The sequence below is a fragment of the Roseibium sp. genome, assembly GCF_965229775.1.
Taxonomy (GTDB): Bacteria; Pseudomonadota; Alphaproteobacteria; order Rhizobiales; family Stappiaceae; genus Roseibium.
In genome coordinates, this window is sequence record NZ_OZ245929.1 from 5,482,636 (window position 1) to 5,508,382 (window position 25,747).

At 59.2% G+C, this 25,747-nt stretch carries 26 protein-coding genes; 14 read left to right on the top strand and 12 right to left on the bottom strand.

Annotation, left to right across the window (positions count from 1 at the left end; all coding sequences use genetic code 11):
* Positions 1–219: 219 nt before the first annotated feature.
* Positions 220–936, bottom strand: coding sequence for a phytochelatin synthase family protein (locus ACO07N_RS25000; protein WP_421983595.1), 717 nt, complete (start codon positions 934–936; stop codon positions 220–222).
* Positions 937–1,091: 155 nt separating this feature from the next.
* On the opposite strand from ACO07N_RS25000, the gene ACO07N_RS25005 reads away from it, so the two are divergent.
* From ACO07N_RS25005 to ACO07N_RS25025, 5 genes are all read left to right on the top strand, one after another.
* Positions 1,092–3,176, top strand: coding sequence for a S9 family peptidase (locus tag ACO07N_RS25005; protein WP_421983596.1), 2,085 nt, complete (start codon positions 1,092–1,094; stop codon positions 3,174–3,176).
* A 143-nt stretch (positions 3,177–3,319) separates the two neighbouring features.
* A complete protein-coding gene (locus ACO07N_RS25010; RefSeq protein ID WP_421983597.1) occupies positions 3,320–4,912 on the top strand; it encodes an ABC transporter substrate-binding protein in 1,593 nt (530 codons plus the stop codon).
* Positions 4,913–5,209: 297 nt separating this feature from the next.
* On the top strand, positions 5,210–6,262 hold the full coding sequence (locus tag ACO07N_RS25015; RefSeq protein WP_421983598.1) for a hypothetical protein: 1,053 nt from the start codon (positions 5,210–5,212) through the stop codon (positions 6,260–6,262).
* A gap of 925 nt (positions 6,263–7,187) precedes the next feature.
* Positions 7,188–8,240 (top strand): hypothetical protein, encoded by a 1,053-nt coding sequence (locus ACO07N_RS25020; RefSeq protein WP_421983599.1) that lies wholly within the window; start codon positions 7,188–7,190, stop codon positions 8,238–8,240.
* Between the two features lie 191 nt (positions 8,241–8,431).
* On the top strand, positions 8,432–8,818 hold the full coding sequence (locus ACO07N_RS25025) for a hypothetical protein (protein WP_421983600.1): 387 nt from the start codon (positions 8,432–8,434) through the stop codon (positions 8,816–8,818).
* Positions 8,819–8,825: 7 nt separating this feature from the next.
* Here the strand turns inward: ACO07N_RS25025 and ACO07N_RS25030 are convergent, their stop codons facing one another.
* On the bottom strand, positions 8,826–9,731 hold the full coding sequence (locus ACO07N_RS25030) for a LysR family transcriptional regulator (RefSeq protein WP_421983601.1): 906 nt from the start codon (positions 9,729–9,731) through the stop codon (positions 8,826–8,828).
* A gap of 98 nt (positions 9,732–9,829) precedes the next feature.
* On the opposite strand from ACO07N_RS25030, the gene ACO07N_RS25035 reads away from it, so the two are divergent.
* The 3 genes from ACO07N_RS25035 to ACO07N_RS25045 are packed head-to-tail and all read left to right on the top strand — an operon-like array spanning position 9,830 to position 10,758.
* Positions 9,830–10,141: a putative quinol monooxygenase gene (locus ACO07N_RS25035; protein ID WP_421983602.1), complete on the top strand. Its 312-nt coding sequence runs from the start codon at positions 9,830–9,832 to the stop codon at positions 10,139–10,141.
* A 7-nt stretch (positions 10,142–10,148) separates the two neighbouring features.
* Positions 10,149–10,367 carry a DUF2798 domain-containing protein gene (locus ACO07N_RS25040; protein ID WP_421983603.1) on the top strand — a complete coding sequence of 73 codons (219 nt, stop codon included), beginning with the start codon at positions 10,149–10,151 and terminating at the stop codon, positions 10,365–10,367.
* Positions 10,368–10,383: 16 nt separating this feature from the next.
* Positions 10,384–10,758 (top strand): RidA family protein, encoded by a 375-nt coding sequence (locus ACO07N_RS25045; RefSeq protein ID WP_421983604.1) that lies wholly within the window; start codon positions 10,384–10,386, stop codon positions 10,756–10,758.
* Between the two features lie 81 nt (positions 10,759–10,839).
* On the opposite strand, the gene ACO07N_RS25050 is transcribed toward ACO07N_RS25045, so the two are convergent.
* The 4 genes from ACO07N_RS25050 to ACO07N_RS25065 form a co-directional block, all read right to left on the bottom strand.
* Entirely contained in the window at positions 10,840–11,325 is a 486-nt protein-coding gene (locus ACO07N_RS25050; RefSeq protein ID WP_421983605.1) for a GNAT family N-acetyltransferase, read from the bottom strand.
* Between the two features lie 31 nt (positions 11,326–11,356).
* The gene (locus ACO07N_RS25055) at positions 11,357–12,289 is read right to left on the bottom strand and encodes a c-type cytochrome (RefSeq protein ID WP_421983606.1); all 933 of its coding nucleotides are present in this window, start codon (positions 12,287–12,289) and stop codon (positions 11,357–11,359) included.
* Positions 12,290–12,335: 46 nt separating this feature from the next.
* Positions 12,336–12,794, bottom strand: coding sequence for a c-type cytochrome (locus tag ACO07N_RS25060; RefSeq protein ID WP_421983607.1), 459 nt, complete (start codon positions 12,792–12,794; stop codon positions 12,336–12,338).
* Positions 12,795–12,985: 191 nt separating this feature from the next.
* Entirely contained in the window at positions 12,986–13,585 is a 600-nt protein-coding gene (locus ACO07N_RS25065) for a superoxide dismutase (RefSeq protein ID WP_319382668.1), read from the bottom strand.
* Positions 13,586–13,954: 369 nt separating this feature from the next.
* Here ACO07N_RS25065 and ACO07N_RS25070 point away from each other — a divergent pair, with 369 nt between their 5' ends.
* Positions 13,955–15,130 (top strand): YbfB/YjiJ family MFS transporter, encoded by a 1,176-nt coding sequence (locus tag ACO07N_RS25070; protein WP_421983608.1) that lies wholly within the window; start codon positions 13,955–13,957, stop codon positions 15,128–15,130.
* A 9-nt stretch (positions 15,131–15,139) separates the two neighbouring features.
* On the opposite strand, the gene ACO07N_RS25075 is transcribed toward ACO07N_RS25070, so the two are convergent.
* On the bottom strand, positions 15,140–15,997 hold the full coding sequence (locus ACO07N_RS25075) for a branched-chain amino acid aminotransferase (RefSeq protein ID WP_421983609.1): 858 nt from the start codon (positions 15,995–15,997) through the stop codon (positions 15,140–15,142).
* Between the two features lie 320 nt (positions 15,998–16,317).
* On the opposite strand from ACO07N_RS25075, the gene ACO07N_RS25080 reads away from it, so the two are divergent.
* Positions 16,318–16,752, top strand: a complete 435-nt coding sequence (locus ACO07N_RS25080) for a VOC family protein (protein WP_421983610.1) — start codon at positions 16,318–16,320, stop codon at positions 16,750–16,752.
* Between the two features lie 104 nt (positions 16,753–16,856).
* Positions 16,857–17,519 (top strand): haloacid dehalogenase type II, encoded by a 663-nt coding sequence (locus ACO07N_RS25085; RefSeq protein ID WP_421983611.1) that lies wholly within the window; start codon positions 16,857–16,859, stop codon positions 17,517–17,519.
* Between the two features lie 15 nt (positions 17,520–17,534).
* On the opposite strand, the gene ACO07N_RS25090 is transcribed toward ACO07N_RS25085, so the two are convergent.
* Entirely contained in the window at positions 17,535–18,152 is a 618-nt protein-coding gene (locus ACO07N_RS25090) for an outer membrane protein (RefSeq protein ID WP_421983612.1), read from the bottom strand.
* 320 nt (positions 18,153–18,472) lie between these two features.
* Here ACO07N_RS25090 and ACO07N_RS25095 point away from each other — a divergent pair, with 320 nt between their 5' ends.
* Together ACO07N_RS25095 and ACO07N_RS25100 are read left to right on the top strand one after the other, a co-directional pair.
* On the top strand, positions 18,473–19,051 hold the full coding sequence (locus tag ACO07N_RS25095) for a DUF2975 domain-containing protein (RefSeq protein ID WP_421983613.1): 579 nt from the start codon (positions 18,473–18,475) through the stop codon (positions 19,049–19,051).
* A gap of 32 nt (positions 19,052–19,083) precedes the next feature.
* On the top strand, positions 19,084–19,296 hold the full coding sequence (locus ACO07N_RS25100; RefSeq protein WP_421983614.1) for a helix-turn-helix domain-containing protein: 213 nt from the start codon (positions 19,084–19,086) through the stop codon (positions 19,294–19,296).
* A gap of 70 nt (positions 19,297–19,366) precedes the next feature.
* On the opposite strand, the gene scpA is transcribed toward ACO07N_RS25100, so the two are convergent.
* Complete coding sequence (gene scpA, locus ACO07N_RS25105; protein WP_421983615.1) at positions 19,367–21,532, bottom strand: methylmalonyl-CoA mutase; 2,166 nt, start codon at positions 21,530–21,532, stop codon at positions 19,367–19,369.
* Positions 21,532–23,538 carry a methylmalonyl-CoA mutase family protein gene (locus ACO07N_RS25110; protein ID WP_421983616.1) on the bottom strand — a complete coding sequence of 669 codons (2,007 nt, stop codon included), beginning with the start codon at positions 23,536–23,538 and terminating at the stop codon, positions 21,532–21,534. The genes scpA and ACO07N_RS25110 overlap by 1 nt, the downstream gene beginning before the upstream one ends.
* A 494-nt stretch (positions 23,539–24,032) precedes the next feature.
* Between ACO07N_RS25110 and ACO07N_RS25115 the strand changes: the two genes are divergently transcribed.
* Positions 24,033–24,734, top strand: coding sequence for a helix-turn-helix domain-containing protein (locus tag ACO07N_RS25115; protein WP_306145247.1), 702 nt, complete (start codon positions 24,033–24,035; stop codon positions 24,732–24,734).
* A 112-nt stretch (positions 24,735–24,846) separates the two neighbouring features.
* On the opposite strand, the gene ACO07N_RS25120 is transcribed toward ACO07N_RS25115, so the two are convergent.
* Positions 24,847–25,254, bottom strand: a complete 408-nt coding sequence (locus ACO07N_RS25120) for a DUF4332 domain-containing protein (RefSeq protein ID WP_421983617.1) — start codon at positions 25,252–25,254, stop codon at positions 24,847–24,849.
* Between the two features lie 44 nt (positions 25,255–25,298).
* Positions 25,299–25,691 carry a DUF2780 domain-containing protein gene (locus ACO07N_RS25125; RefSeq protein WP_421983618.1) on the bottom strand — a complete coding sequence of 131 codons (393 nt, stop codon included), beginning with the start codon at positions 25,689–25,691 and terminating at the stop codon, positions 25,299–25,301.
* Positions 25,692–25,747 lie beyond the last annotated feature (56 nt).

Here is a 25,747-nt window from a genome sequence, read left to right on the forward strand (position 1 = left end):
CGATCTGTTTTTTTAAAACTTACGCAAACAAATTTATTCTCAAATGCCGCCTGGCTCCGAAATCGTGAAACCAAGCTACCTTAAGGTAAGATCTCTTCGTGGAATTGTCACCCCCTCATTATTGTCAAGGCTCATGCCTTTGGCGGCACTATGAGCCGTGCGCGCACACGGGCGCGCAGGCTTTGCAGTTAGCCGCTGCAGCTTCCCCGGCGACTTCGCTCAGCGGCCGACGCTGACATAGCCGCGCGTCTTGCCGGCATTGTCGCTGTCGACCGTATTCATTGCGTCGAACAGGATCGCTGCTTCGACCCAGACGGGCGGGTACTTGTAGCGGGACACGTCAAGAATGAGGAAGCGGTCGGTGTCTTCGTCATAGGCACCGAGTGGCGAAATGTGCCCGCCCTTTTCCTGTCCGATCGACTTGCGCAGGTAGTTGACGAGAACGAACGTGTCATCGTCCCGCAGATGGGCGACGGCAACCGCGCGAAACGTATCGAGATCGGAATCGGATGCGTGAACCACGTCCACCTTCAGGTCGTGCGCCGCAAGAACGCCGCCAAGTTCATTGAGCGTCATGCCGTATGGCGGGCTCACGATCGCTTCAGCCGCCTTCACTTTCGCAGCGGCGGGCGTAAAGATGTTTTCCTGATCGAACATGCCGAGACCAAGCGTCATCTTTGAAGCTGGACGCGGAACGTTCAGTGCGTTGAGGACCATGGCGATCGTCGCCGGACCGCAATAGGCCGGGTTCACCTGGGTCGTGAAGTGGATGCTCAGCGGAAAGTAGTCGTTGCTCGCCTCCGATCCCATGAGCAGCGACTGCCCCTCCGGGCTTGTCAGGCCGATGAGGCTATCCGGCAACGGCATCGTTTCCGCGTGCGCGACAGTGAAGCAGGCCACCACGGCAGCTGCGCAACTCAGGATCATCCGGGACATGGCATCCTCCTCCAGCCAAGTAATTTACCTGACGTAAATTCATGTTATCAGGCGGCGGGCCGGTCTGTCATGTAAAAGCGGGAATGTCGTTGCGGAACCAATTCTGAAAACAATGTCACTTGCCAACAAATCACAAAAATCCTACCTCCTTGCGCATGAAACAGGTTGCTCTTCCCCCGCGTGCCGAAGCACGCCCCCAAACCCACGAAATCCACGGTATCTCCAGGCAGGACAACTACGGTTGGCTGCGTGCGGACAACTGGCAGGAGGTGATGCGCGATCCGTCCGTTCTTGATGCGGACATCCGTGCCTACCTGGAAGCCGAGAATGCCTACCAGGAAGCGGTGATGGAGCCGACGGCCGGTCTTCAGGAAACGCTCTTCGGCGAAATGCGCGGCCGCATCAAGGAAGATGACAGCTCGGTCCCTTCACCCGACGGTCCCTATGCCTACGGCATGAAGTTCGAAACCGGCGGCCAGCAGCCGATCTTCTTCCGCACGCCGCGCGCGGGCGGCGCTGAAACCGTCCTGCTTCACGGCGACAGCGAAGCGGAGGGCAAGGCCTATTTCCGGATCGGCGGAGCCAGCCAGTCGCCGGATCACAAGCTGCTTGCATGGGCCTATGACGACAAGGGGTCGGAATACTATTCTCTGCAGTTGAGGGAGACGGAGACCGGCAAGGACCTGGACTACAGCATTGCGGACACCGCAGGCGGAGGCGTCTTCTCATCGGACAGCACGTTCGTCTTCTACATTCGCCTGGACGACAACCACCGCCCCTCGAAGCTATTCAGGCACAAGGTCGGCACGGACCCCGCGCTGGACGTGCTTGTTCACGAGGAGACGGATGCCGGTTTCTTCATGGGCGTCGGCAAGACCCAGTCGGGCGAGACCATCATCATCGATATCCACGATCACGAGACGTCGGAAGTCTGGATGATCCCGGCAGACCAGCCGGAAACGGCCCCCGTCCTGATCGCGCCGCGCGACACCGGTGTCGAATACTCGATCGATGATCACGGCGAAACGCTCTACATTCTGACCAATCTCGGGGATGCGGAGGATTTCAAGATCGTCACCGCCCCCAAGGCTACGCCGGGGCGGGAATTCTGGACCGACCTCGTCCCCCACAAGCCCGGCTGCCTGATCCTGTCGCATTGCGTCTACAAGACATTCATGACCCGGCTGGAGCGCGAAGACGGACTGCCGCGCATCGTCATCCGCCGCCTCGCGGACAATCTCGAACATTCCGTGGAATTCGATGAAGAGGCCTATTCCCTGGGTCTCGGCGGCGGCTACGAATTCGACACCACCGCGATCCGCTTCACCTATTCCTCGATGACGACACCGTCCCAGACGTTCGATTACGACATCGAGACCCGCGACCGGGTTCTGAAGAAGGAGCAGGAAGTTCCTTCCGGACATGACGCCGCCGACTACGTTACCCGGAGGCTGATGGCCCCTGCGGCCGATGGCGAAACCGTCCCTGTCTCGATCCTCTACCACAAGGATACGGAACTCGATGGCTCTGCCCCCCTCTTGCTTTACGGCTACGGGTCCTACGGCATCACGATCCCGGCAAGCTTCAACACAAACGCATTGTCGCTTGTGGACCGCGGCTTCGTCTACGCCGTCGCCCATGTGCGCGGCGGCAAGGACAAGGGCTTCCGCTGGTACAAGACCGGCCGACGCGAAACCAAGAAGAACACATTCACGGATTTCATCGCGGCAGCGGACCACCTTGTCGCGGAGAAATTCACCTCTCATGCCCGGATTGTCGCGCAAGGCGGCTCCGCCGGTGGCATGCTGATGGGGGCAATCTCGAATCTCGCGCCCGAAAAATTTGGCGGCATCATCGCGGAAGTGCCCTTCGTGGATGTCCTGGCGACCATGCTGGATGACACGTTGCCGCTGACGCCTCCCGAATGGCCGGAATGGGGCAACCCGATCACCGACAAGGTCGCCTACGACTACATCGCCTCCTATTCGCCTTACGACAATGTCGAAGCCAAGGACTACCCGGCGATCCTCGCGGTGGCGGGTTTGACAGATCCGCGGGTCACTTACTGGGAACCCGCCAAATGGGTCGCCCGCCTGCGTGCGGAAAAGACCGGTGACAGCGTCCTGATGCTGAAGACCAACATGGAAGCCGGCCACGGTGGTGCATCAGGCCGTTTCGACAGGCTGAAGGAAGTCGCGCTTGTGCAGGCATTTGCGCTGATGGTTGCCGGCAAGGTTTAGGGCAAGGACCCTAGCCGCGCTCCCAGTTTCACATTTAATTGAGATTGATGCCGGACGCGCATGCGGGTCCGGTATTTCTTTTGTCCCGAAAAAGCTTAGGCTATTTTCACAACACCGTTACAACAACACCTAAAGGGGATGTCATGATGAGGTCGTTACGCCGTACCGGAGCCTTTACAGCCGGACTTACGCTTGCCGGCGCCTTGCTCTCTTCGGTTTCAATTTCAAGCGCTGCCGAACTCCGCTGGTCCTCGCCGACCGACCCGCAGACCATGGACCCCCATGCCGTCAACTCGGCCCCGGTGCTCGGGTTCCTGAACAATGTCTACGAGGGTCTCGTCCGCAGGGACAAGAACATGCAGATCGAAGGCTCCCTGGCCGAAAGCTGGGAGCCGCTCGGTGGCGAGGGATGGCGTTTCAAGCTGCGTGAAGGCGTGAAGTTCCACGATGGAGCGGATCTCACCGCTGAGGACGTGCTTTTCTCCTATGAGCGTGCGTCTTCCGAGGAAGCCGATACGAGCTCCTGGTTCGCGCCGGTAAAGGAAGTCAAGATCGTCGACGACTACACCATCGATTTCCTGACCCACGCGCCGAACCCGATCTTTCCCGATTCCATCGCGAACTTCATGATCCTCGACAAGGGATGGGCGGAAGCCAATGACGCCGTGCGCCCGGCCAAGGAAACGGAAACCTATGCGACCCTGAACGCCAACGGCACCGGCCCGTTCAAGCTCACCTCCCGCGAGCCTGGGGTCCAGACCGTGCTTGAACCTTTTGATGGCTGGTGGGACGACAAGGAACACAACCTCACGAAGGCGACGTTCCTGCCGATCGCCAATCCGGCGACCGCGGTTTCCGGCCTGCTCAGCGGCCAGGTCGACCTGATCAATCCCGTTCCCGTGCAGGACGTCTCCCGCATCGAGAATCAGGACGGACTGAGCCTTCACCAGGGCATTGAAGCCCGCGTCATCATGCTCGGCTTCGCCCATGGTCACGATGCTCTCAAATATTCCAAGGAAACGACGGACAAGAACCCGTTCCAGGACGTCAAGGTGCGCGAGGCCGTGCAGAAGGCAATCAACGCCGAGGCCCTTGTCGACAAGATCATGCGCGGCAATGCCGAGGTCGCGACCCAGCTTGTGAGCCCGCAGATGAAGGGACACAGCGATGCGGCAACCGACCGGATCGGATATGATCCGGAAAGCGCGAAATCCCTGCTCGCGGATGCTGGCTACCCCGAGGGTTTCTCGTTCGGTCTCATGTGCCCGAATGACCGCTACATCAACGACGAAGCGCTCTGCAAGGCGATGGCGGCCATGCTCACGCAGGCCGGCATGAAGGCGGAACTGAACGCAATGCCGGTCAGAAGCTACTGGCCCGAACTGCGCGCCGGCAATTTCGACATGTACCTGCTCGGTTGGTCGCCGGGAACGTTCGATGCCGAGCACCCGATCCGCTTCCTCGTTACGACCAAGAACGATGAGAAAAAGCTCGGAAGCTGGAACTTCGGCGGCTATTCGAACGCACGTGTCGACGAACTCCTTCCGCAGATCCAGAAGGAAATCGATGCAGAAAAGCGTCAGGCCATGCTGGACGAAACGGCAAAGATCATCCGCGACGACGTCGTCTATGTGCCGCTTCACATCCAGCCGCTTCTGTGGGGCTCGAAGTCCAATATCGACCTGACACAACGGGCTGACAATTTCCTGATGCTGCGCTGGATAAACGTCAACTGACGGACCAGATCCGGCTGAAGACTGGAAACCGGCGCCATCGGCGCCGGTTTTTCTTTGTTGTGAAAAGACTTGTCAAAAATACTCGAAAATTTTCCAGTAACCAAAATTCCCGCTTGAAATCTTCTCAAATATTTCAAAACACACCACACTCACATTTAATGCGAAAACCAAATTATTTCTGATTTTTAATGAAACAAATTTTAGTTGAATGCAGGTTTTCTCCCACCAATTCTCTTAGCGCAGGTTTCGTTCAAATAGAACCCGCAGGACGACATAGATTTTCGGAGAGGAACCAATATGAATACGCATACCAGATTCACGAATACGAACTTCACCAATCTCGACGAACTGCTGGACCAGAAACTCATCGACCTGGCCGCAAATGCCGTCGATGTCGCGAAGAGCGGTCCACCGGGTCATCCGGTGAATGAGCCGGGAACACAAAGCACACCGTCGTCGATTTCGGACAACGGACCGTCCGGGCAGGATCTGCCTTTCCTGAACCTCGACCCCTACAACCTTGACGGCAAGGACAATCTTCCGACCGGAGACCTGATCGAAGGCTCGCAGGGCATGATCGGATCCGCGGTCGATATTTCAGGCGGAGCCGGAGAGCAGCAGGTCAATTTCACGCTTGATATGGAGGGGTATACGTTCCGTTCGGACGAGGGACGGCTCGACATCATGGCGCTGACGGAGGAGCGCACCACCGAGATCAAGACCATGATGTTCAACGGCCAGGAAGTTCCGGCCGAATATCAGAGCGGTCTCGCCTACGGGTTCGAGGGAAGCTTCTACGACAACCAGTTCAGGGAACTTTATGTCGTGGTGAACGCCGAAGCGGCAACCACCATCCAGACGGAAGTGTATGACGAGAACGGCAATCCCGTCCTGAAGTCATTCGGACACGAGCAGATGCTCGAGGTCGAGGGCCAGGCATTCGACTACGGTATCGAAGAATTCTTCATGGGCTTCGAGTTCATGATCGAACTGGAGAAGATCGGCGAAAACCACTACCAAATGACCGTTTCCGTCATGTTTGAAGGCGAGATCGTCGACCTGAATGGAAATGCGCGCGAGTTTCTCTTCGAAGACATGTCGGTGTTCAATTTCTCCAGTCTCGACGAAATCACGTTTGACCAGCTTCCGCAGGGATTTTACGACGAGATCGCCCGTTTTGCCGCCAATATGGGCGAGGCCTGGGATGCGTTCGGGTCGGTCAACGAGCAGATCGAAGCCATTCTCCTGAAGCTCCGTGAAGACGGGCACTACCAGGGTTGGGATGATGCCGACCAGGGCCTGAACGACCCGTTCGACTTCGACCTTCCCAACATGGATCCCTTCGCCTGAGAAGCAGGTCCGGACTGCTGTGGGTAATCGCAGCAAACGAAACCGTTTATCGCCCCCTCCGTCCTGCCGGCCGGAGGGGGCTTCTTCATGCTGTTGGTGGGTTTGCCGCGCTCCTCCGTTCAGTTGATCTGTATTGCAATTCAGTTGCGCGAAGACGCGCGTCGACTCATGCGCCAGGCGATCCTGGACGAAACCCACTGCTGTCCGTTCAGAAAAATACATTCGAACTTATGTCACTGAGAAAGAGAATTAATTCCGTGCGCCGCCAAATCGCGATACGGAATTGTTTCTTCGATTTGTCGTCCCGGTTTGCCGCACACGCGGCAAGACCGGGAACCAGTACTCCATGTGGCCGAAGGTTAAAAGATGAAGGAGAAACAGATGGTTACTGGGTTCCGGCCTTCCGCTGCGCTTCAGCGGGAATGACAAGTTCATTGACCGGGGAGCGCCTTAAGAGATCATTGCCGATCTAAACCGGACAGCAGTGCACGAAACCGCGAAGATCTTTCTCGGCGCAGTCTTTTTTGCTCTGCCGCTCGTGATGCTGCCCCCTTCGGGATCGAAACCCAAAATCGACGGGACTCAGCAGACGGACAATTTCCTCATGCTGCGCCGGATCAACGTCGCCTGACGCGCCAGAATCAGCGAACCCGGAAGGCCGGTGCCATTGGCGCCGGTCTTTCTCCTTTTGACCACGCGTTCAAAGAATATGTTTCGGAGCATCAGTATTCGTAAGATTTTTTATAAATCTTCTCAAATGTTATCAAAAATCAACCTCATATATTTAATGTGAAAACCGAATTATTTCTGAATATTAATGAAACATATTTTAGTTGAACAAGATTTTTTCCTCACCAATTCTCGTATTGCAGGTTTCAGAAAATAGAAACTGCATGACACGAAAGACTTTCGGAGAGGAATATTCATGAATACGCATATCAGATTTTCGAACACGAATTTCGCCAGTCTCGATGAACTGCTGGATCAGAAAATCATCGATCTGAATACCAAATCAGCTGAAGTAACGCAGAGCGGTCCGCCTGGCCAGTTCCACATTGAGCCGGTGAGCGACGCAGCGCCGTCGGCCAATTCGGAAACCGCAGCGTCCGCTTTTGACATGCCCTTCCTGAACCTTGACCCTTACAACCTTGAGGGCAAGGACAACCTTCCGGACGGACAGCTTTCCGAAGGACCGCAGGGCAACATCACTTCCGGCGTCGAGTCATCCAGCGGTTCCGGCGAACAGCAGGTAAATTTCGAACTCGAGATGGAGGATTACACGTTCCGCTCGGAGGCGGGCCGGCTCGACATCATGGCGCTGACCGAGGAACGGACGACCGAGATCAAGACCATGAATTTCAACGGTCAAGAGGTCGCGATCGAATACCAGAGCGGACTTGCCTACGAGTTCGAAGGCAACTTCTACGACGATCAGTTCCGGGAAATGTATATCGAAATGACCGCTGAGGTCGGCACGACCATCCAGACGGAAGCGTTCGACGCAGACGGAAATCCGATCCTGACCTCCTTCGGATACGAGCAGGTTCTCGAGGTAACCGGCGAAGCCGTCGACTACGGGATCGAGGAATTTTCCATGGAGTTCGAATTCGTGATCGAGTTCGAGCGAAACGATTTCGGCATGTACGAGATGACATTCTCGGTCACGTTCGAAGGCGAAATCGTAAACATGGACGGAACCGAGCGTGAGTTCCTGTTCGAAGATGAGATGATGTTCCTGTTCTCCGATCTCGATCAGGTCAATTTCGATCAGATGCCCCAGGGCTTTTATGACGAAATCGCCCGTTTCGCGGCGCAGATGGGCGATGCCTGGGATGCGTTCGGATCCGTCAGCGACCAGCTCGAAGCCGTTCTCCTGCAGCTCCAGGAAGAGGGCTACTACCAGGCCTGGGATGATGCTGACCAGGGTCTGAACGACCCGTTCGACTTCAACCTGCCCAGCACGGACCCCTTCGCCTGAGAAGGATATCCGGACTGCATTTAGCGGTCACAGCAATCGAAACCCTTACCAGCCCTCTCCGGTCGACAGACCGGTGGGGGCTCCTTCATTCGTGTCTTGATTTTGCCGCGCTCTTCCGCTCAATTGATTTGTATTGCAAATCAGTCTCTTGGGGCACTACGGGACAAAGAAGATTTTCACGGGAGCGTTTGATGGTTCGCCAAGTCAGCACACGAGCACAGGTTGCCCGCAAGTTCGGATCATTGTGCAAAGTGTCCTTTGTCGCCCTGGCGACATTCGGCCTTGTCGCCTGTCAGTCCCAGTTCCAAACGCCGTCCGATCTCCTGTTTGCCCCGACATTCAGCAAGACCCGGCAGAACCTGCCCTACACCCGCAACACGCCCTATGACTGCCGCACCTTTACCGGTTCAGGCTGGAAAGGGATCGCGAGTGGAACGGTTTATGACTTCAGCGACCGTTATCAGACATCGCAGGCCGGCTGTTTCAAGACGCAGGATCAATGCCTCGCCTGGCTGTCCGCCATGCGATCCTTCATCGACGTTCCGCGTTTCATCAGGTGCAATCCCTATACGGCCTGACCGGTATTCAGGACGGAAGGCCGCCCTGCAGCACCGGGTCTGCCTTCATGAAATCCGAAATATGGTCACGCAGGCACCTGGCGCGCGCGCTCAACAGGCGTCCCGTCGGCCAGACCAGGTAGGCGTTGCGGTCCTGCCCTGTCCAGGACGGCAGGACAAAACCGAGCCGTCCGGACAAAAGATCGGCGGATGTCTCTGTCACCGGGAGCAGCGCGATACCGTGCCCGTCGGCAACAAGCTGCCGCGCAAGCGTGATGTCATCAACGCCAACGTCCGGACTGAGATAGACCGTTTCTTCCCGCCTCGTTTCGATATGTGTCAGGGACCAGTGCGGAAGGGATGACACCCAGATGAGCTGGTGCCTGGAAAGATCCTCCAAGGTCTCTGGGGATCCATGCGCCGCCAGATAGCCAGGCGATGCCACCAGCCTTGTCGCGACCCGCCCCACCCGTTTCTGGTAGAGACCTGTTTCCGACTGCGCCCCGAACCGCAAGGCGATGTCGACACGGTTCTCGACCAGATCCTTGTTGTCGTTGCTGAGGCTCAGCGTCAGACGGATTTGCGGATAGGATTTGAGAAATCCGGACCACATGGGCGCAAGAACACCGATGGAGGCATTTGTCGGTGCCGCGGCTGTGAGCGGTCCGCGCAGTTGATGAAGGTCCGAATTGAGGGCCTGCAGGGTGCTTTCGGCCTGCTGCATCACGTCGGCAAGGCCGGCATAATAGGCTTCCCCTTCCGACGTCAGCGAGAACTTCCGGGCTGACCTGTGTACCAGCCGGACACCCAGCGTTTCCTCAAGTCGCTGCAGGCGGCGCGTGACGCTGGCGGGCGGCAGGTTCAGCCTCTGTGCCGCCGCCGACAGGCTCCGGCACTGGGCGATGTGGACAAAGAGCGCTATATCATCAAGCATGATTTCATTTTCGGAATTTAAGATATTGCCCTTGATTATAGATTATGTTTTTCGAAATCAATAGACCAAGGGTGTCACAGCACAACACGGAGACACCCATGTCGAAATACTTCATCAGTGCCGGTATCGAACTGAAGGACGGAGCGTCGCTGCAGGAGGCCGAAAGCGGATTGCGCCTGCTTGCGGAACACACCCAAAGCGAACCCGGCTGCCTGCTGTTCGAAATCCGGCAGAACCTGAAAGAGCCCGGAAAATTCACTTTGTGGGAGTGCTGGACGGACCGGCAGGCACTGGCGGACCATTTCGAGGCCGACCACACCCGGGCCTATCTTGCGCGTGACCTCACTGAGGTGGCCTACATCGAGGAACTGGGAGAAATCGGCCAGCTAACCTCGAAATCCGCAGCCTGACCGGGCCATGAAACGCAAACTGATCGCCACGTTTTTCATGTCCTTCGGGCTGTCTTTCCTGATGTCCTGCTGGGTGACGTTCATCAATCTGGGATGGAGCGACGTCTTTCTGGCCAGATGGATGGACGCTTTCCGCCTGGCATGGCCGGCTGCAGCCGTCATTGCGCTGCTCCTCGGCCCCGCCGTTGAAAGACTCACCGACACGATCGTCCGGAAACGGCCCTGATACCTCTGGAGTACACATGACCATTGCAAGACAGAACATTGAAGCGCTCGGCCTTCCTGTCGGCCCTTATACCCATGCCGTCCGGCACGCAGATACCGTTTATACGTCCGGCTTCACGGCCTTTGGAACCAGGGCACAAAAGTCCGGTGCCGGTGAACAGACACGCGCGGTTCTCGAGCAACTGGCGCATATCGCGAGGCAATATGACGGAAGCCTTGCCGACCTGGTCAAGGTGACGGTGTTCATCACCGATGCCGCCGACATTCCTGCAATCCGCGACGCGCTTGAAGCCGGATACGGCAGCACGGTCCCGGCCAGTTCTCTGGTCATGGTTTCGGGTCTGTTCGCGCCCGAACTGCGTGTCGAGATCGAAGCCGTTTTCGGCTTCTGAATGCCGGATCTCCGCGGCGGACACAACGCCCGTCCGCCGCGAGATGCGGCACACCGAGGATACCGGCTAGGGTACGGATCCCTAAAGCACTTTCCGGAAAAACACTGTCTCGCGGATTGGCGTTTCGTAATAGGCGGGCACTTCCTCGAACCCTGCGGCCCGGTAGAGCTTTATGGCACCGGTCATTGTGGGAAGCGTGTCGAGCAGCATTTCGGCATAGCCTGCCGCGACGGCCGCCTCGATGACGCGTCCGACAAGTGCGGCCCCGGCTTTTTTGCCGCGGCCTTCGGGCAACACGTAAAGGCGCTTCATTTCGCAGCGGCCCTGATCGTCGAAAGCCCGCAGCCCGACGCAGCCGAGGATCGTTCCATCCGGCTCCTTGGCAACGAAAAGCGCACCGCGAGGCGGGGCGTATTTCCCGGGCATCGCCGCCAGCTCTTCTTCGAAGCCCTGGTAGGAGAGATCAATGCCGAGCCAGTCGACATAAGCCCGGAACAGGGTCTTGACCGTTTCAAGCTCTGCAGGGGTCTCGACCGGGGCAACGAATATGTGGCTGTCTGGTTCCATCCGGCTTCGTTAGTCCGGTTAACCAGGCCTGTCAATTTGCATCTGGGACGACGGGCGGAACGGCTTTCAGGTAGGCGGCGATCGCCTCGCGGTCGCTTGCCGGCAGGCGGGCCATGTTCTCCTGAACCTTGACCATCTCCCCGCCCACGGAGTCGTATTCCGGCGTGAACCCGCTTTCCAGGTAATAGGCAATGTCGGCGGCGCTCCAGCTGCCGAATTTTCCCTCCACCGGCGTGATATCGGGAATACGTCCCTCACCGGTCGGCGCCGGAGCGCCTCCCAGCCATGCGGGCAGAACCAGGCCGCCGGCGAAGTCGCGCGGGGTGTGGCACTCGCCGCAATGTCCGGGACCTTCCACCAGATACCGTCCCCGTTCCCACAAGGCCATGTCGACACCGTCTGCCGGGACGGGAGCCGCGATCACCGGCGATGGATCGAGGAACAGTCTTTTCCACAAACCGAGGCCCCGGCGGATATTGAACGGGAAACCAAGCTCGTGCGAAGCCGCCGCTCCGTCGACGGCCGGAAGCGTTTTCAGGAACGCGTATAGGTTGCCGATGTCGGTATCCGACATACGGGCGTAGGACGTATACGGGAAAGCCGGATAATAGTTGCGTCCGTCAGGTGAGGTTCCATGTGTCATGGCATTCGCGAAGTCGGCCAGCGACCATGCTCCGATCCCGTCGGCCTCGCTTGACGAGATGTTCGGAGACACGAACACGCCGAACGGCGTTTCAAGCCGCAGCCCGCCGCCCAGTTTGAGAAGATCGTCGCCCTTGGCATCCGGAGCTGCGTGGCAGGAAGCGCAGCCACCGGCCCAGAACACGAGCTCGCCGCTCGCCGGATCACCCGCTTTGAGCGCGCTCGCCTCCTGTTCGCTCATCCGCGTTGGCGCGGACATGACCCACGCGGCCCCGGCTGCAATCACAGCCAGGACGAACAGGACGACTATTGCCTTTTTCATGGATCTCTCCGAGGCCGATCAGACCGGCAATGTCGGAAGGTACCGGTCAGTTCTTCTTACGGTACGTCTCGTGGCACGATTTGCAAGTACCGAAAACCGGCCCCATCGCCGCCTTGAAGGCGTCGAGATCAGCGGGGCCATCCTTGCCGGAGGCCTCCATTGCCTTGCCCGTGGCGGCGGAGAATTTTGCAAGTTCGGCTGCAAAACCGTCCGCATTTTCCCAGATCGCCGGAAGAGCTCCGGTGTCACCCTGGTCGGACCCTGCCGGGAAGAAACTTCCGAACGAAACGGCTGCGGCATTCATCGCTGCGATCGCGGCCTTGCCAGCGGCAGGCGTATAGTCCAGCTGCCCTTTCATCATGCCGCCGCCGAGACCGGCAGCCGCGCCGACAGAAGACATGATGTCCTGCCGCACTGCTATCGGATCGTCTGCTGCCTGAACCGAACCTGCAATTCCCAAACCGGCCACAATCGCAACAGCCGCAACTTTCCCAACAACGCGCATGATCATCTCCCTCTCGATCAGACACCGGCACCCGGTGTGCCCGTCACAAGTACAGCCCAAGACGGGGCCAAGCATGAAATCACGCTCCCGTGATGACACCTGAAAAGTGTAACAAAGTGTGCTCCAGGCTGACAAAAACAAAAAACCCCGGCCCTTGCGGACCGGGGTTCTTCAAAACTCTAACGCAGAAATTACTTCGTCGCTTCAAAGAGTTCCAGGACGTAGTCCCAGTTGACCATGTTGTCGACAAAGGCTTCCAGGTACTTCGGACGCGCATTGCGGTAGTCGATGTAGTAGGAATGCTCCCACACGTCGCACCCCAGGATCGGCGTCGCGCCGTGAACCAGCGGGTTTTCCCCGTTCGGCGTTTTCATGATCTCAAGTTTGCCGTCCTTCACCGCAAGCCATGCCCAGCCGGAACCGAACTGGCCGATGCCTGCCGCGATGAAGTCCGCACGGAACTTGTCGTAGCCGCCAAGGTCGCTGTCGATTGCAGATGCGAGCGCGCCCGGGAGGGAGGTTCCACCGCCGTCCTTCTTCATCCACTTCCAGAAATGGATGTGGTTGTAGTGCTGGCCGGCATTGTTGAACAGCGGCGCGTTGCTGCCATAGCTGCCCTTCACGATGTCTTCCAGAGACTTGCCTTCAAGACCGCTGCCGGCGAGCAATTCATTGCCCTTGGTGACATAGGCCTGATGATGCTTGTCGTGGTGAAACTCGAGCGTTTCAGCGGACATGTAGGGGGCCAGCGCGTCGTAAGCATATGGCAGGTCAGGCAATTCGAAAGACATGACAAACTCCTCAGATAAGTCGGGGAACGGTTGAAGGGACGCCGGGTCCGCGCGACCGTCTCGAGCCGCAAAATAGGATTCTCGGCACGGTCCGGCAAGCTCGGAAGGCGAAAATAAAATAATTTTTTCTTTTTTTTTCGCCAGAACCCCGGCTTCGGATTTTTCCCGGACAAGGAACGCCGGCGAACGCCCCACCGGTTCTGCTGCGGCCGGCGGCAATTGCCCCTGCTCAGCGCGGCCGGCGGACAAGCCGTTCAGCGTGTTTGTAACGGCGCGCCGATGGCTGTAGCATCGCGCACGTCGTATCACTCCAGACCAGGCGCCACGCCGCCTTCCCTAAAAAACGCAATGCCCGCCCCAGAAGACCGAATGTCGAAGGACGCACGTTCCCACCTCATGCTTGCCCTTGGGGGCTTGCTTTCGCTGGCAGCCGCCATGGGTATCGGCCGCTTCGTCTACACGCCCATCCTTCCCTACATGACGGACGGGCTGAACCTGCCTGCAAGCCAGGCAGGCCTGATCGCATCGGCGAACTTCATCGGTTACCTGGCGGGCGCGCTGGCGGGCGCGGCCAGGTCCCTGCCCGGCAAGCCGCGGCACTGGTTCCTCGGCGGTCTCACCGCGAGCGCGCTCACAAGCATCGCGATGGCGCTGACCACGGACTTCGCCGCATTCCTTCTGATCAGGTTCTTGAGCGGTATTGCCAGTGCGTTCGTGCTGGTTTTCTCAACGACGCTCATCCTTGAACGATTGAACGCCGCCGGCCGGTCCGACCTGTCCGCGCTTCACTTTGCCGGCGTCGGCTGCGGCATTGCCTTTTCGGCACTTCTCATCGCCGCGCTGGCCAGCTACGCCCCGGATTGGCGGCTGCTCTGGATCGCGAGCGGAATTGCGACCTTCGCCTTCCTTGCCGCTGCCGTGCGTCTGGTACCTGCGCCATCGGTGCAGACCGCCGAACGGCCGCAGGAAGAGCTTATGCAAGGCGAGCCCGAATCGCTGCTGACCACCGGGCTGATCCGGCTCGTCGGAGCTTACGGCCTGTTCGGGTTCGGTTACGTGATCACGGCGACATTCGTCTCGGTGATTGCACGCTCGGAGCCCGCGCTTCAGTCGAGCGAAAAGCTGGTCTGGCTCATTGTCGGCCTGAGCGCGGCACCCTCCATCTATGTCTGGAACAAGGTTGCCGCACGGACAGGCGCGCGCAAGGCGTTCGCCCTTGCCTGCGTCCTGGAATCGGTCGGCGTAGCGCTGACCGTAATCAGCCAGCAACCCGCCCTATTTCTGCTCGGGGCCCTGCTGCTCGGCGGCACCTTCATGGGCATCACGGCGCTCGGTCTGATGGAGGGACGCAGACAGGCGGAGCGGCACGGGCAAACCGCGGTCCGCCGCATGCTCGCGATCCTGACGGCAAGCTTCGGTGCCGGTCAGGTCGCCGGTCCCTGGTTCGCCGGGCAGCTTCATGCAATGACCGGATCGTTCAATGCGGCATCACTGGCAGCGGCAGCCGCCTTGCTGATCGCCGCCGCTCTGGTCGTCCGGGAATAGTCTTCGGGCTTATTGGTGGGAGAAATCCCAGTATAGTTCGCGCGCCCGCGCACCGATCGGACCGGGCTGCAGGTCCCGTGACTCGATCCGCTTGACCGGCGTCACCTTGCTGTAGTTGCCGGTGGAAAAGATCTCGTCGGCATCGAGAAACTCGTCATAGTGCATCGTGCGCTCAAACACATCGTGGCCGTCGGCACGCAGCAGTTGGATGATGCGCTGCCGCGTTATGCCGTTCAGGAACGTTCCGTTCGGCGCAGGCGTGTGCACCTTGCCGTCCTTGGCCATGAAGATATTGGCGGAGGTCAGTTCCGCGACATTGCCGACCATGTCGCGCACAACGGCGTTGTCGAAGCCCCGCGACTTGGCTTCCAGCATGGCCCGGGCGTTGTTCGGGTAAAGACAGCCAGCCTTGGCATCGACGGGCATGCATTCCATCGTGGGCCGCCGATAGGGAGACAGGGTGATGCTCATCGCGGCATCCCTTGGCGCCATCGGGGCGTCGAACAGGCACAGGCAGAAACGTGTGCTGTCGGGGTCCCCGGTGATCACACCAGGTCCGTCACCCTCCGCCCAGTACATCGGCTTGATATAAATATGCTGGCTGCTGTCGAACTTGGCGCAGCCTTCCTTCGTCAGTTCCACCATTTCACCGACCTTCATGGTCGGTTTCATGCTGAGAGCAACCGCGGAATCGTTCACGCGCTTGCAGTGAAGATCGATATCCGGCATCACGCCTTCGAAGAACCGGGCACCGTCAAAGACGCTCGAACCGAGCCAGGAAGCATGCGTACGCGGACCCATGATCGGTGGATTGCCCTCGTGCCAGGTTCCGTCGATCCAGGTCCAGGTATCACTAATTCCGCTCATGGCTCTTCCCTTGTCTTGTTTTGGACCGAACGTCTTGGCTGACGACACAACACCGGTCTCCCTCCAAGGTCAATAGCCTACCCGAATGAACCGGAATGTTGCTTTCTTTCTTTCGGCAATGGGTCAATTTTTGGATCAAACCATTCAGCCAAATGACCGGAAGCGGAAAAAAATTTCGTGAGCGATGTGACAGGACAAAGGCGGAAAATCGGTCCGTCTGTCCGGCAAACGACCCGTGCGCGCACGCACGAGAGCAAGGGTCTTGACTCAATCTCGAATTTTGTTCTCTATATGTTCTTTTCAAAAGTGGGGATCTTTCAATGGAACAGCGTATTTCGATGACAACGCTTGCCGTGCCGGACGTCGCGGCTGCCAGGGCATTTTTCGAGGACGGTTTGGGGTGGGAGGTCAACGCGGCACCCTCGCCTGATGTCGTGTTCTTCCAGATCGTCGGCGGCGTGTTCGCGCTCTACAGCCGCGACGCGCTGGCCAGGGAAATCGGACAGGAGGTCACCCGCGAGACAACGGGCGCGATCACGCTTGCCTGGAATGCCCGGTCGGAAAAGGAAGTCGACTCGGAATTCCGGAAAGCGGTCGAGGCCGGTGCGCCTCCTGTCAAACAACCCGAGAAAGCCTTTTGGGGCGGCTATTCCTCTTATGTCGAATTGCCGGGCGGTCACCTTCTGGAAATCGCCTATAATCCGTTCTGGAAGATCGAGGAAGACGGGGCGATCACGCTGCCGCCGCCGCAGTGAAGAAAGCGGAATTGAACTTATGTCGCACAAACAGGCGCTTGACGCGCCCGTTGCTGCAAGGTTTTCTTCCGCCGTCCTGAATTCCCTGAAAAGGAACCCGTCCAATGGCGCATGCCGCTTTCGTCTTCGATGCATATGGTACCTTGTTCGATGTCCATGCAGCCGTGCGCAAGCATGCGGAAAAGCTGGGTCCGGACGCGCAGCGGCTGTCGTCGATCTGGCGTGAAAAACAGTTGGAATACTCGTGGGTGCGCGCGCTCATGGGTCAGTACAAGGACTTCTGGGAATTGACGCAGCAGGGTCTCGACACGGCATTTGCGCTCGTGCCGACTGCGGACAAGTCGCTGCGGGACGACCTTCTGAACGCCTATTGGGAGCTGGATTGCTATCCAGAGGTTCCCCAGGTCCTCACCAATCTGCGCGCAACCGGAGCGAAGGTCGCGATCCTGTCGAACGGTTCGCCCGCAATGCTCGAGGCGGCCGCGAAAGCGGCCGGCCTGACCGAACTCTTTGACGAGATCTTCTCGGTTGACGACCTGAGAACCTTCAAGACGGACCCTGCTGTCTACGAGATGGTCACGACCCACTTCCGGATTTATCCCGAAGAGGTTTCATTCCAGTCCTCGAACAGGTGGGACATTGCGGGCGCGACCGCGTTCGGTTTCAGAACCGTCTGGATGAACCGGACGGGCATGCCCGACGAATACCCGGATCTTGCCCCCAAGGCGGTTCTTGCCGACCTGACCGGCCTCGCCGCCCTGGGATAGATTTAAAGCGCCCGCTCAGAACGCGCGGGACAAGCCCAGCATCAGCCGCTGATTTCCCGCCTGCCGCCTGACGCTCGTGCCGTTGAAACGCGATGTCTGGTTGATGATGCCCGTGAGCGAATAGTCCGCGCGCACGCGCCATTTGTCCTTGAGCGCGACTTCGACGCCCGCGCCGAGAACAGGTCCGACCTGCACCGATGTCTGCCTGACGCCGCCGACTTCGAGACCATGCTCGCTGACCGCGATCCCTGCGCTCAGGTAGGGCAGGAAACTGCCGATAGGCACACCGGCGCGTGCCTTTGCCGACACCGTCCACTTGGCGTCCGCCGACATTGCTCCCAGCGTCGGATGCGTGCCCTTCTCGCTTCCACCGATATAGCTGGCCGCCCCTTCCACGCCGAGCACGACCCGGGAAACCTGCCAGTTATGTCCCGCGAACAGGCCAAAAGCAGCATCCACCCGCGACAATTCCTTGGTCCGGCTGTCTGCCTTGACCTCGCTCAAGGTGTTCGAGACGCCGCCTTCCAACCCGAGATATGGCCCGGACCAAATGTCTTGAACCGGTTTGGCCGTCACGAACAGTGGCGCGTGACCGGTTCCGACATCCGCCGCACGTGCGCCCGTCACGAGCACGGCGCTCACCGCACACAGCAATAGCGGCTTCCACAGCCAGCGCAGGAAAACCCGGCCTCCGGATCGACCGGGTGAGATAAGCGCGCAGGCGCGCCGGGCTGCAGGGGATGAAGAAAATCCGCAATCGGCAAAGGAACTTGGCATTCGTATACTCGCTTTAGGGCTTGGGGAAAAGTCGACCGTGACTCATATATTTATTATCGTAAAACGATAATTTAAAAAATGCATTCAATAATTTTTTTGTCAATAGCAATATTTCAAATTGCCAAATGGGATCGATTGCCGTAGACACGCTGACGGGTTGGCAGTTGGAGTTTGCAATGACCGAGCTGGAAGAGGTTGAGCGCGCAAAGCGTCTGTCGCGCATTCGTCGGTTGTCGACGGCGATGAAATGGTTCGTCACCGTGATCCTGATACTTGTTGCGGTGTTCGGTGTGCTTCTGGTTGCCCTGCTTATGCTGCCCGTTGCGCTCGAAGCGGCGGCGGAGTCGCTCGAGTTGACGGATCTTGAGCGACCGCTCGGAGAGATCCCGTTCGGCCAGCGCCTGGGAATGGGCGTCGTGATAGGCTGTGCCTTCTGCCTGCTCATGGGCATCTGCTGGAACATCCGTCAGCTGTTCGACCAGTTCCGCAAGGCCGCGTTTTTCGCGCCCGAAACCCTCTCACGCATGATCAAGATCGGCAGCTGGCTCCTGGCCTATGGTGTCTTCGACATTCTGAGCGACCCGATCCTGTCGGCACTGCTGACCTGGGACTTCCCCGCAGGCGAGGGAGAGATCGAGGTGGCGCTCGACGGCGGCGAGGCCTTTTTCCTCATATTTGGCGCCCTGATGCTCGTCTTCGGCTGGATCATGCGCGAGGCGGCAACTATTGATGAAGAAAACCGCCAGTTCGTGTGAAGGGCACCAACGCTTTGCAGGATGGGACTTGAATGCCGATCATCATTGAACTCGATGTCATGCTCGCGCGCCGCAAGATGCGGTCAAAGGAGCTGGCCGAGCGGATCGGCATCACGGAACAGAATGTATCCCTCTTGAAGTCCGGCAAGGTCAAGGGTGTCCGGTTCGACACCCTTGAAAAGATCTGTGAAGCCCTGGACTGCCAGCCGGGCGATATCCTGGTTTTCAAGCAGGAAGCGGACTGAAGCACAACGTGCCGACGCGCCGGCCGCAGACCGTCAGCGCGCCGGGCATGTCCCGCTCGGCTGTAAATCGTTACTCGGCAGCTTGCGCCGGACCGTATCCGAGCTGTTCGTTGAGCTTTTCGATCAAACCCACCGCCGCCTCCGCGATCACCGTTCCCGGCGGGAAGATCGCCGACGCTCCAGACTGGTAGAGCGCGTCATAGTCCTGAGGCGGAACCACGCCGCCGACGACGATCATGATATCTTCGCGCCCCTCCTCCGCCAGCGCCGCCTTGAGCGCGGGCACAAGCGTGAGATGACCTGCAGCCAGCGACGAAACGCCGACGACATGAACGTCGTTTTCGACAGCCTGGCGGGCGGCTTCCTCGGGCGTCTGGAAAAGCGGGCCGATATCGACATCGAAGCCGAGATCCGCGAACGCGGAGGCAATCACCTTCTGTCCGCGGTCGTGACCGTCCTGCCCCATCTTGGCAACCAGGATACGCGGGCGGCGGCCATCATTCTCCTCGAATGTCTCGACAAGTTTCTGGACCTTTTCCATCGTTCCGGACATGGCTCCCGCCTCACGTTTGTAGACCCCGGCGATCGACTTGATTTCGGCCTTGTGCCGGTCGAACACTTTTTCCATCGCGAGAGAAATCTCGCCAACCGTCGCCTTTGCCCTGGCCGCCTTGACGGAGAGATCCAGAAGGTTGCCTTCACCGGTGCGCGCACACGCCGTGAGTGCGTCGAGCGCCGCCTGCGTGTCGGCCTCGTTGCGCTCCTCGCGCAGGCGTTTCAGCTTGTCGATCTGCGCGGCGCGGACCTGCGCGTTGTCGACCTTGAGAACGTCGATCGCCTCCTCGCTGTCCGGCTTGTACTTGTTCACGCCGACGACGGTCTGTGTACCGCTGTCTATTCGCGCCTGTGTCTTGGCCGCCGCTTCCTCGATCCGAAGCTTCGGGATGCCCTTCTCGATGGCCTTGGCCATGCCGCCGAGGTCTTCCACCTCGCGGATATGGGACATGGCCTTCTCGGCGAGATCGGCGGTCAGCTTCTCCACGTAATACGACCCGCCCCACGGATCGATCACCTGTGTCGTACCGCTTTCCTGCTGCAGGAACAGCTGCGTGTTCCGGGCGATGCGCGCCGAAAAGTCGGTCGGCAGGGCGAGCGCTTCATCCAGTGCATTGGTGTGAAGGGACTGGGTGTGCCCCTGCGTCGCGGCCATCGCCTCCACACATGTGCGAATGACGTTGTTGAAGACGTCCTGGGCCGTCAGGGACCACCCGGACGTCTGGGAATGGGTGCGCAGCGACAGGGATTTCGGATTTTTCGGCTGGAAGTTCTCCTGCATGAGCGTCGCCCAGATCAGGCGGGCCGCCCTCAGCTTGGCCACCTCCATGAAGAAGTTCATGCCGATGGCCCAGAAGAACGACAGGCGCGGCGCGAACTGGTCGATATCCATGCCGGCGGCAACACCGGCACGCGCGTATTCAATGCCGTCGGCGATCGTGTAGGCGAGTTCCAGGTCGGCCGTCGCCCCCGCCTCCTGCATGTGATAGCCGGAAATCGAGATGGAATTGAATCGCGGCATGTTCTGCGAGGTGAACTTGAAGATATCGGAGATGATCCGCATCGAGTGCTGCGGCGGGTAGATATAGGTGTTGCGGACCATGAACTCCTTGAGGATGTCATTCTGGATGGTTCCGGACAGGTCCTTCTGCGCGACACCCTGTTCTTCGGCGGCAACGATGTAAAGCGCCAGAACGGGCAGCACCGCGCCGTTCATCGTCATGGAGACACTCATCTGGTCGAGCGGAATGCCCGAAAACAGCGTGCGCATGTCGTAGATGGAATCGATCGCGACACCTGCCATGCCGACATCACCGGCCACCCGCGGATGATCGCTGTCGTAGCCCCGGTGTGTTGCAAGGTCGAACGCGACGGAGAGCCCCTTCTGGCCGGCAGCCAGGTTGCGGCGGTAGAAGGCGTTCGAATCCTCGGCGGTCGAGAAACCGGCATATTGCCGGACGGTCCAGGGGCGCTGGACATACATGGTCGGATAGGGCCCGCGCAGGAACGGCGGCAGTCCGGGCCAGGTTTCCAGATGCGTGAGATCCTCAAGATCCCTTGCACCGAACACCCCAGGGACCACGATGTCTTCCGGTGTCCGCCAGTCAGGAGACGTGCCACCGTCGGCTTCCGTCAGGCAATTGCGGAACGGCTTTTCTGAAAAATTGGGGATCCTGCTCATCAAAGGACCTCCTGCCCTGTTGTCCCGAAGCCGTCGGCCTCGGCAAGTTTGCGATGCGCCTCGGTGAGCAAGGCCAGCAGATCGGCACCTGCAAAGAGGAAACTGTCGACACCCGCGCTCTTCAGGCCGGTTTCAAGCTCGCCCGGACGCCCCGCCAGGAACAGATGCCTTGCACCCGCTGCCTTGAGCGCCGCCGCGGCCTCGACTGCCATTGTCTCGTAGACACCGTCCGATGATACCAGACAGGCCAGCGATGCGCCGCTTTTTGTGTAAGCGGCGGCAAGATCGGTGAGCGAGGCGACTTCGCCTGCCTCGATCGCATTGAACCCTCCCGCTGCAAACGCGTTGGCGCTCCACGTCGCGCGGGTGGCGAATTGCGCGGGCGACCCGAGTGTCGCCAGAAACACGGCAGGCTGTTTCCCGGTCTCTTTTTCGAACCTGACCGACATGTCACGGAGCGCTTCGAAGGGTTCGGACAAGCGCGCACTGCTCAGATCCATTGCTGGCGCCGGTGCCGGTCCGCTCAGGCCCGGCGCGCTCTTTCCATCCAGAAATGCCTGTTTGAGCGCCCCGGACCACGACCCGGATCCGGTCTCCGGCAGCGTCGTCATATCCACGGCGGCGCCCCCGGACCGGGCCGGCGCACCGGCCGTCAGGACGGAGACGGGTTTTTCCGCGAGATTGGGAAATTCGCTGACACCGGTGACGGGGCGTTTTCTGCGCGCCACATCCTTTGTTCTTTCAGCCCGCGCCTTGGCGATCGTGTCCTGAACAAAACCCTGGTCGAGGGCTTCGGCAAGACCACCGGCTGCTTCTATTTTCTGGAAGAAGCCCCAGGCGGTCTCAGACAGCCGCTCGGTCCGGTCCTCTATCGCGCCAGCCCCGGCCGCCGGATCTAGAACCTTCGCGAGGCTGCTTTCTTCCTGGAGGATGGCCTGCGTGTTGCGCGCGAGCCTGCGGGCAGCCGCCTCGGGCAAGCCGACAGCCAGCGTGTGCGGCAGGACGCAAACACTGTCCGCGCCGCCGATCCCCGCGGCGAAGGCCGCTACCGTGTTGCGCAGAAGATTGACCCACGGATCGTTGCGCGTCAGCATCCGGTAAGACGTGCACATATGAAGATTGGCGGCAGTCTGCGGAAGAGCCGCCCCATCCAGCACACTGGACCAGAGCGCTCTGATCGCGCGTGCCTTGGCGATTGTTCCGAACTGATCCGCCTCGGCAGCCAGCGTCAAGGAAATGAACTCTGCCCATCTGTCGACAGGCACACCGGTTTCGCTCAAGGCTCTGAGCTGAGCTGTTGCGGACGCCAGCACAAGTCCAAGTTCCTGTGCTTGTGTCGCCCCGGCATTGTGCCAGACCAGACCGTCCGCCTGCATCGTCCGGACTGAGCCGTTTGCCGCGGCTGTTCCGGTGACCGACACGGCAAGGTCGGCGCATTGCCTCAGAACGGCTTCCCGGGAGCTGGAACCGGCGTCTCTCGCCGCGCTCCACGCAAGTGGATCGTGGCCGGAGGAAATGTCGATACCCGCAAGATCCGTTCCCTGGCCGTCCAGATACGCAAGCATAAGCGCCATCGCCTGGGGCGTTCCCTCGCCCGCATCCAGGCGGATCCTGACGAGATCGGGCAGGACGTTCCGAAGAAGGGTTTCCAGCTGCTTCAGGTCCGCAGCAGAAACTCCAGCGCCGCCCGGTCCCTCTGCAGCGGAAAAGACAAGCTCCAGGCCGTCCGCGCCCCCTTCCAGGTCTTCAAGTATCTGGGCATTCGCAGCAGCAGGGTCGGGAATGTCGATCCGCTGCATGACGGTCCAGCCGTCTCGGCGTGCACGCAGGTCACGGGCCGGACTGTCGGTGCGGCGCGAATAGATCGGTGCGATCGGAAGACCGTCTTCCGTTGCTCCGAAGAGCTTTTCCCTAGGAACGCCCTTCAACGCCTTGTCGACCAAGTCCCACCAGCTTTCCTCGCTGGACGGCGTGAAGTTTTCGGGTCCGGTAAAACTGAGCGGCATTGTCAGGGTCTCCCTCGGGCAACGTTTTAGTCCCCACCCGGGAAACTTGGCAACTCAGCACAAAGGGTAAGCCACGGCCTCTAAGGGCCGGATTAAGAGACAAAAGTCATCTGAATGCGGATGATTGAGCGACTGTGGCCGAATTATGTTGAGCGCATCACAAAACTCGAAAACAATCGACTTGCAACTTACGCTAGGGCCTTAAATTGGGCAATTGCGCATACGTTGGGCACATATCTTAGACAAAATGACAAATTTCTGGCGTATTTAGTCAATTCTCCGAATTTTCCCTATTGGTACGATCATCAATTGTATTGTAGCGTGAAGACGCTGACGCATGGGAATTAATACCGCCTCACAAAACGCGCAGCGCTAGGTGTCGTTTCATTCGAAAGGATCGGACGAGATCTGACTTTAACCCATCTACGGTCCGATCCGGTATGTCCGGAAAGGCCGGAAAGCAGCGGTGTGTTAGGCCGCGAAGGATGTGCACAATGCTTGATCAAGCTGAATTGAAGAGCAAACTGAGGGCAATCTCGGAAGCAAACGCCGCTCATCACGTTCTTGATATCCTGGAATCGAATCTTCGGCGCATGGGCGCTACGAACATTCTCATTACCGGCCTGCCGATGCCGAACCGGCCAATCGACAATCTCGTGCAAAGGTTCCGCTGGCCGGACCAGCGCAACGACGGCATCGAAAGCACGTCCTTGTCGGCAAACGACAGCGCGCTGATGCTCGGACTTGGCTCGAACCGCGCGCGCGTGTGGACAATCACCGCAGGCGACATGGAACACTCCGATCTCCTGGCCTCCGCCGGCGAAGGCAGCCAGATCGTGATCGTGCCCGTGACCGAACTTTACCCGTTCCAGGCATTCGTGTTCGCCAGTGGTCCTTCCTTGCAGGTCAACAAGTATGATCTGGCAAATCTTGAAGCCATCTCGGCAGCCGCGTTTTCCCGCCTGCGTGAACTCGGCGTCGTCTCCGGGCAGCGTCCTGGCGCCCTCTCCAGCCGCGAGCGCCGGGTGCTTGAACTGACTGCCTACGGCAAAACCGCTGGCGAGATCGCCGACGTTCTGGACATCTCCCAGAGAACGGTCCACGCACATCTTCAGAACGCCAGTGTCAAGCTCAACGCATCGAACAAGACCCACACCGTCGTCGAAGCCCTGCGCTACGGACAGATCAGCGTGTGAACGGCCTTGCCTTGCGCTCACTGCGCAAGGCGAGCACATCCGGCCGAGACCATGAGAAAAGGCGCGCCGCGGGCGCGCCTTTTGCATTTGTTTCAGGGTCCTGAAACGCCGGTCAGTAGGTCATCATCGGCGGAAGCTCTTTCGCCTGCTCCACCCACTTCGTCACCTGGGTTTCGCTCGGCACCTGGCGAACGAGGCTTTTCTCGTCGTTCACTTCCTTCATCTTGGCGGCCAGGTTTGCAGCATTGCGATGCTTCAGTTCCTTCACCGTGTCGACACCGGCGGCCTCGAGCAGCTCCGAATATTCCTCGCCGACGCCGCTGATGCGCATCAGATCGGCCATGTTGGCCCACTTCAGAATGCGTTTGCCCTCGATGCCGGTTTCTTCCTCGAGCGCCTTGCGCCCCTTCGGATCCTTCGCACGTTCGAGGTAGGCCTCAGTCGTCTTGATCCCCGCTTCACCCAGTTTCGCAGCGTAAGTCGGGCCAATGCCCTCGATTTCGTCGATCGAATAAGACATGCGCAATGAACTCCCTTTAAGACCGCAGCCGAACCCTGGGGCAGCTAGACGACTTGGTTCAACCCCGGAATTTGTGAAATTACTTCATCCACAACGTCGTCCCCTGCTTTTTCCTTAGCATAGGAAACCAGTTCTTTGACAACACTTTGAACACCGCCCATGTCCAGGCCCGCGCTGTTCAGTTCGCTCAGCGCTCCCATGGCGCCCATGCTGCCGCCCATCATGCTGCCAAGACCGCTCAAAAGGCCGCCTCCCGACCCGGCGCTTTCTCTCGCGCTGACAAGTTCGGCTGCGCCTGGAAGCGCATCGAAAATCAGCTGCATCTTGTCTTCCGGCCCCTCCTTCTTGAGGAAGCTCAGGATGATTCCGACGGCATTCGTCGCCAGTTCCTGATCGATGCCGGCTGCCGCCATGATGCGTTTGATGAGTTCTTCCATGCGTGTCTCCGGAAAAAATTGGCTGCAGGCTGAATGTCACCCGCCCGATTCGCCGA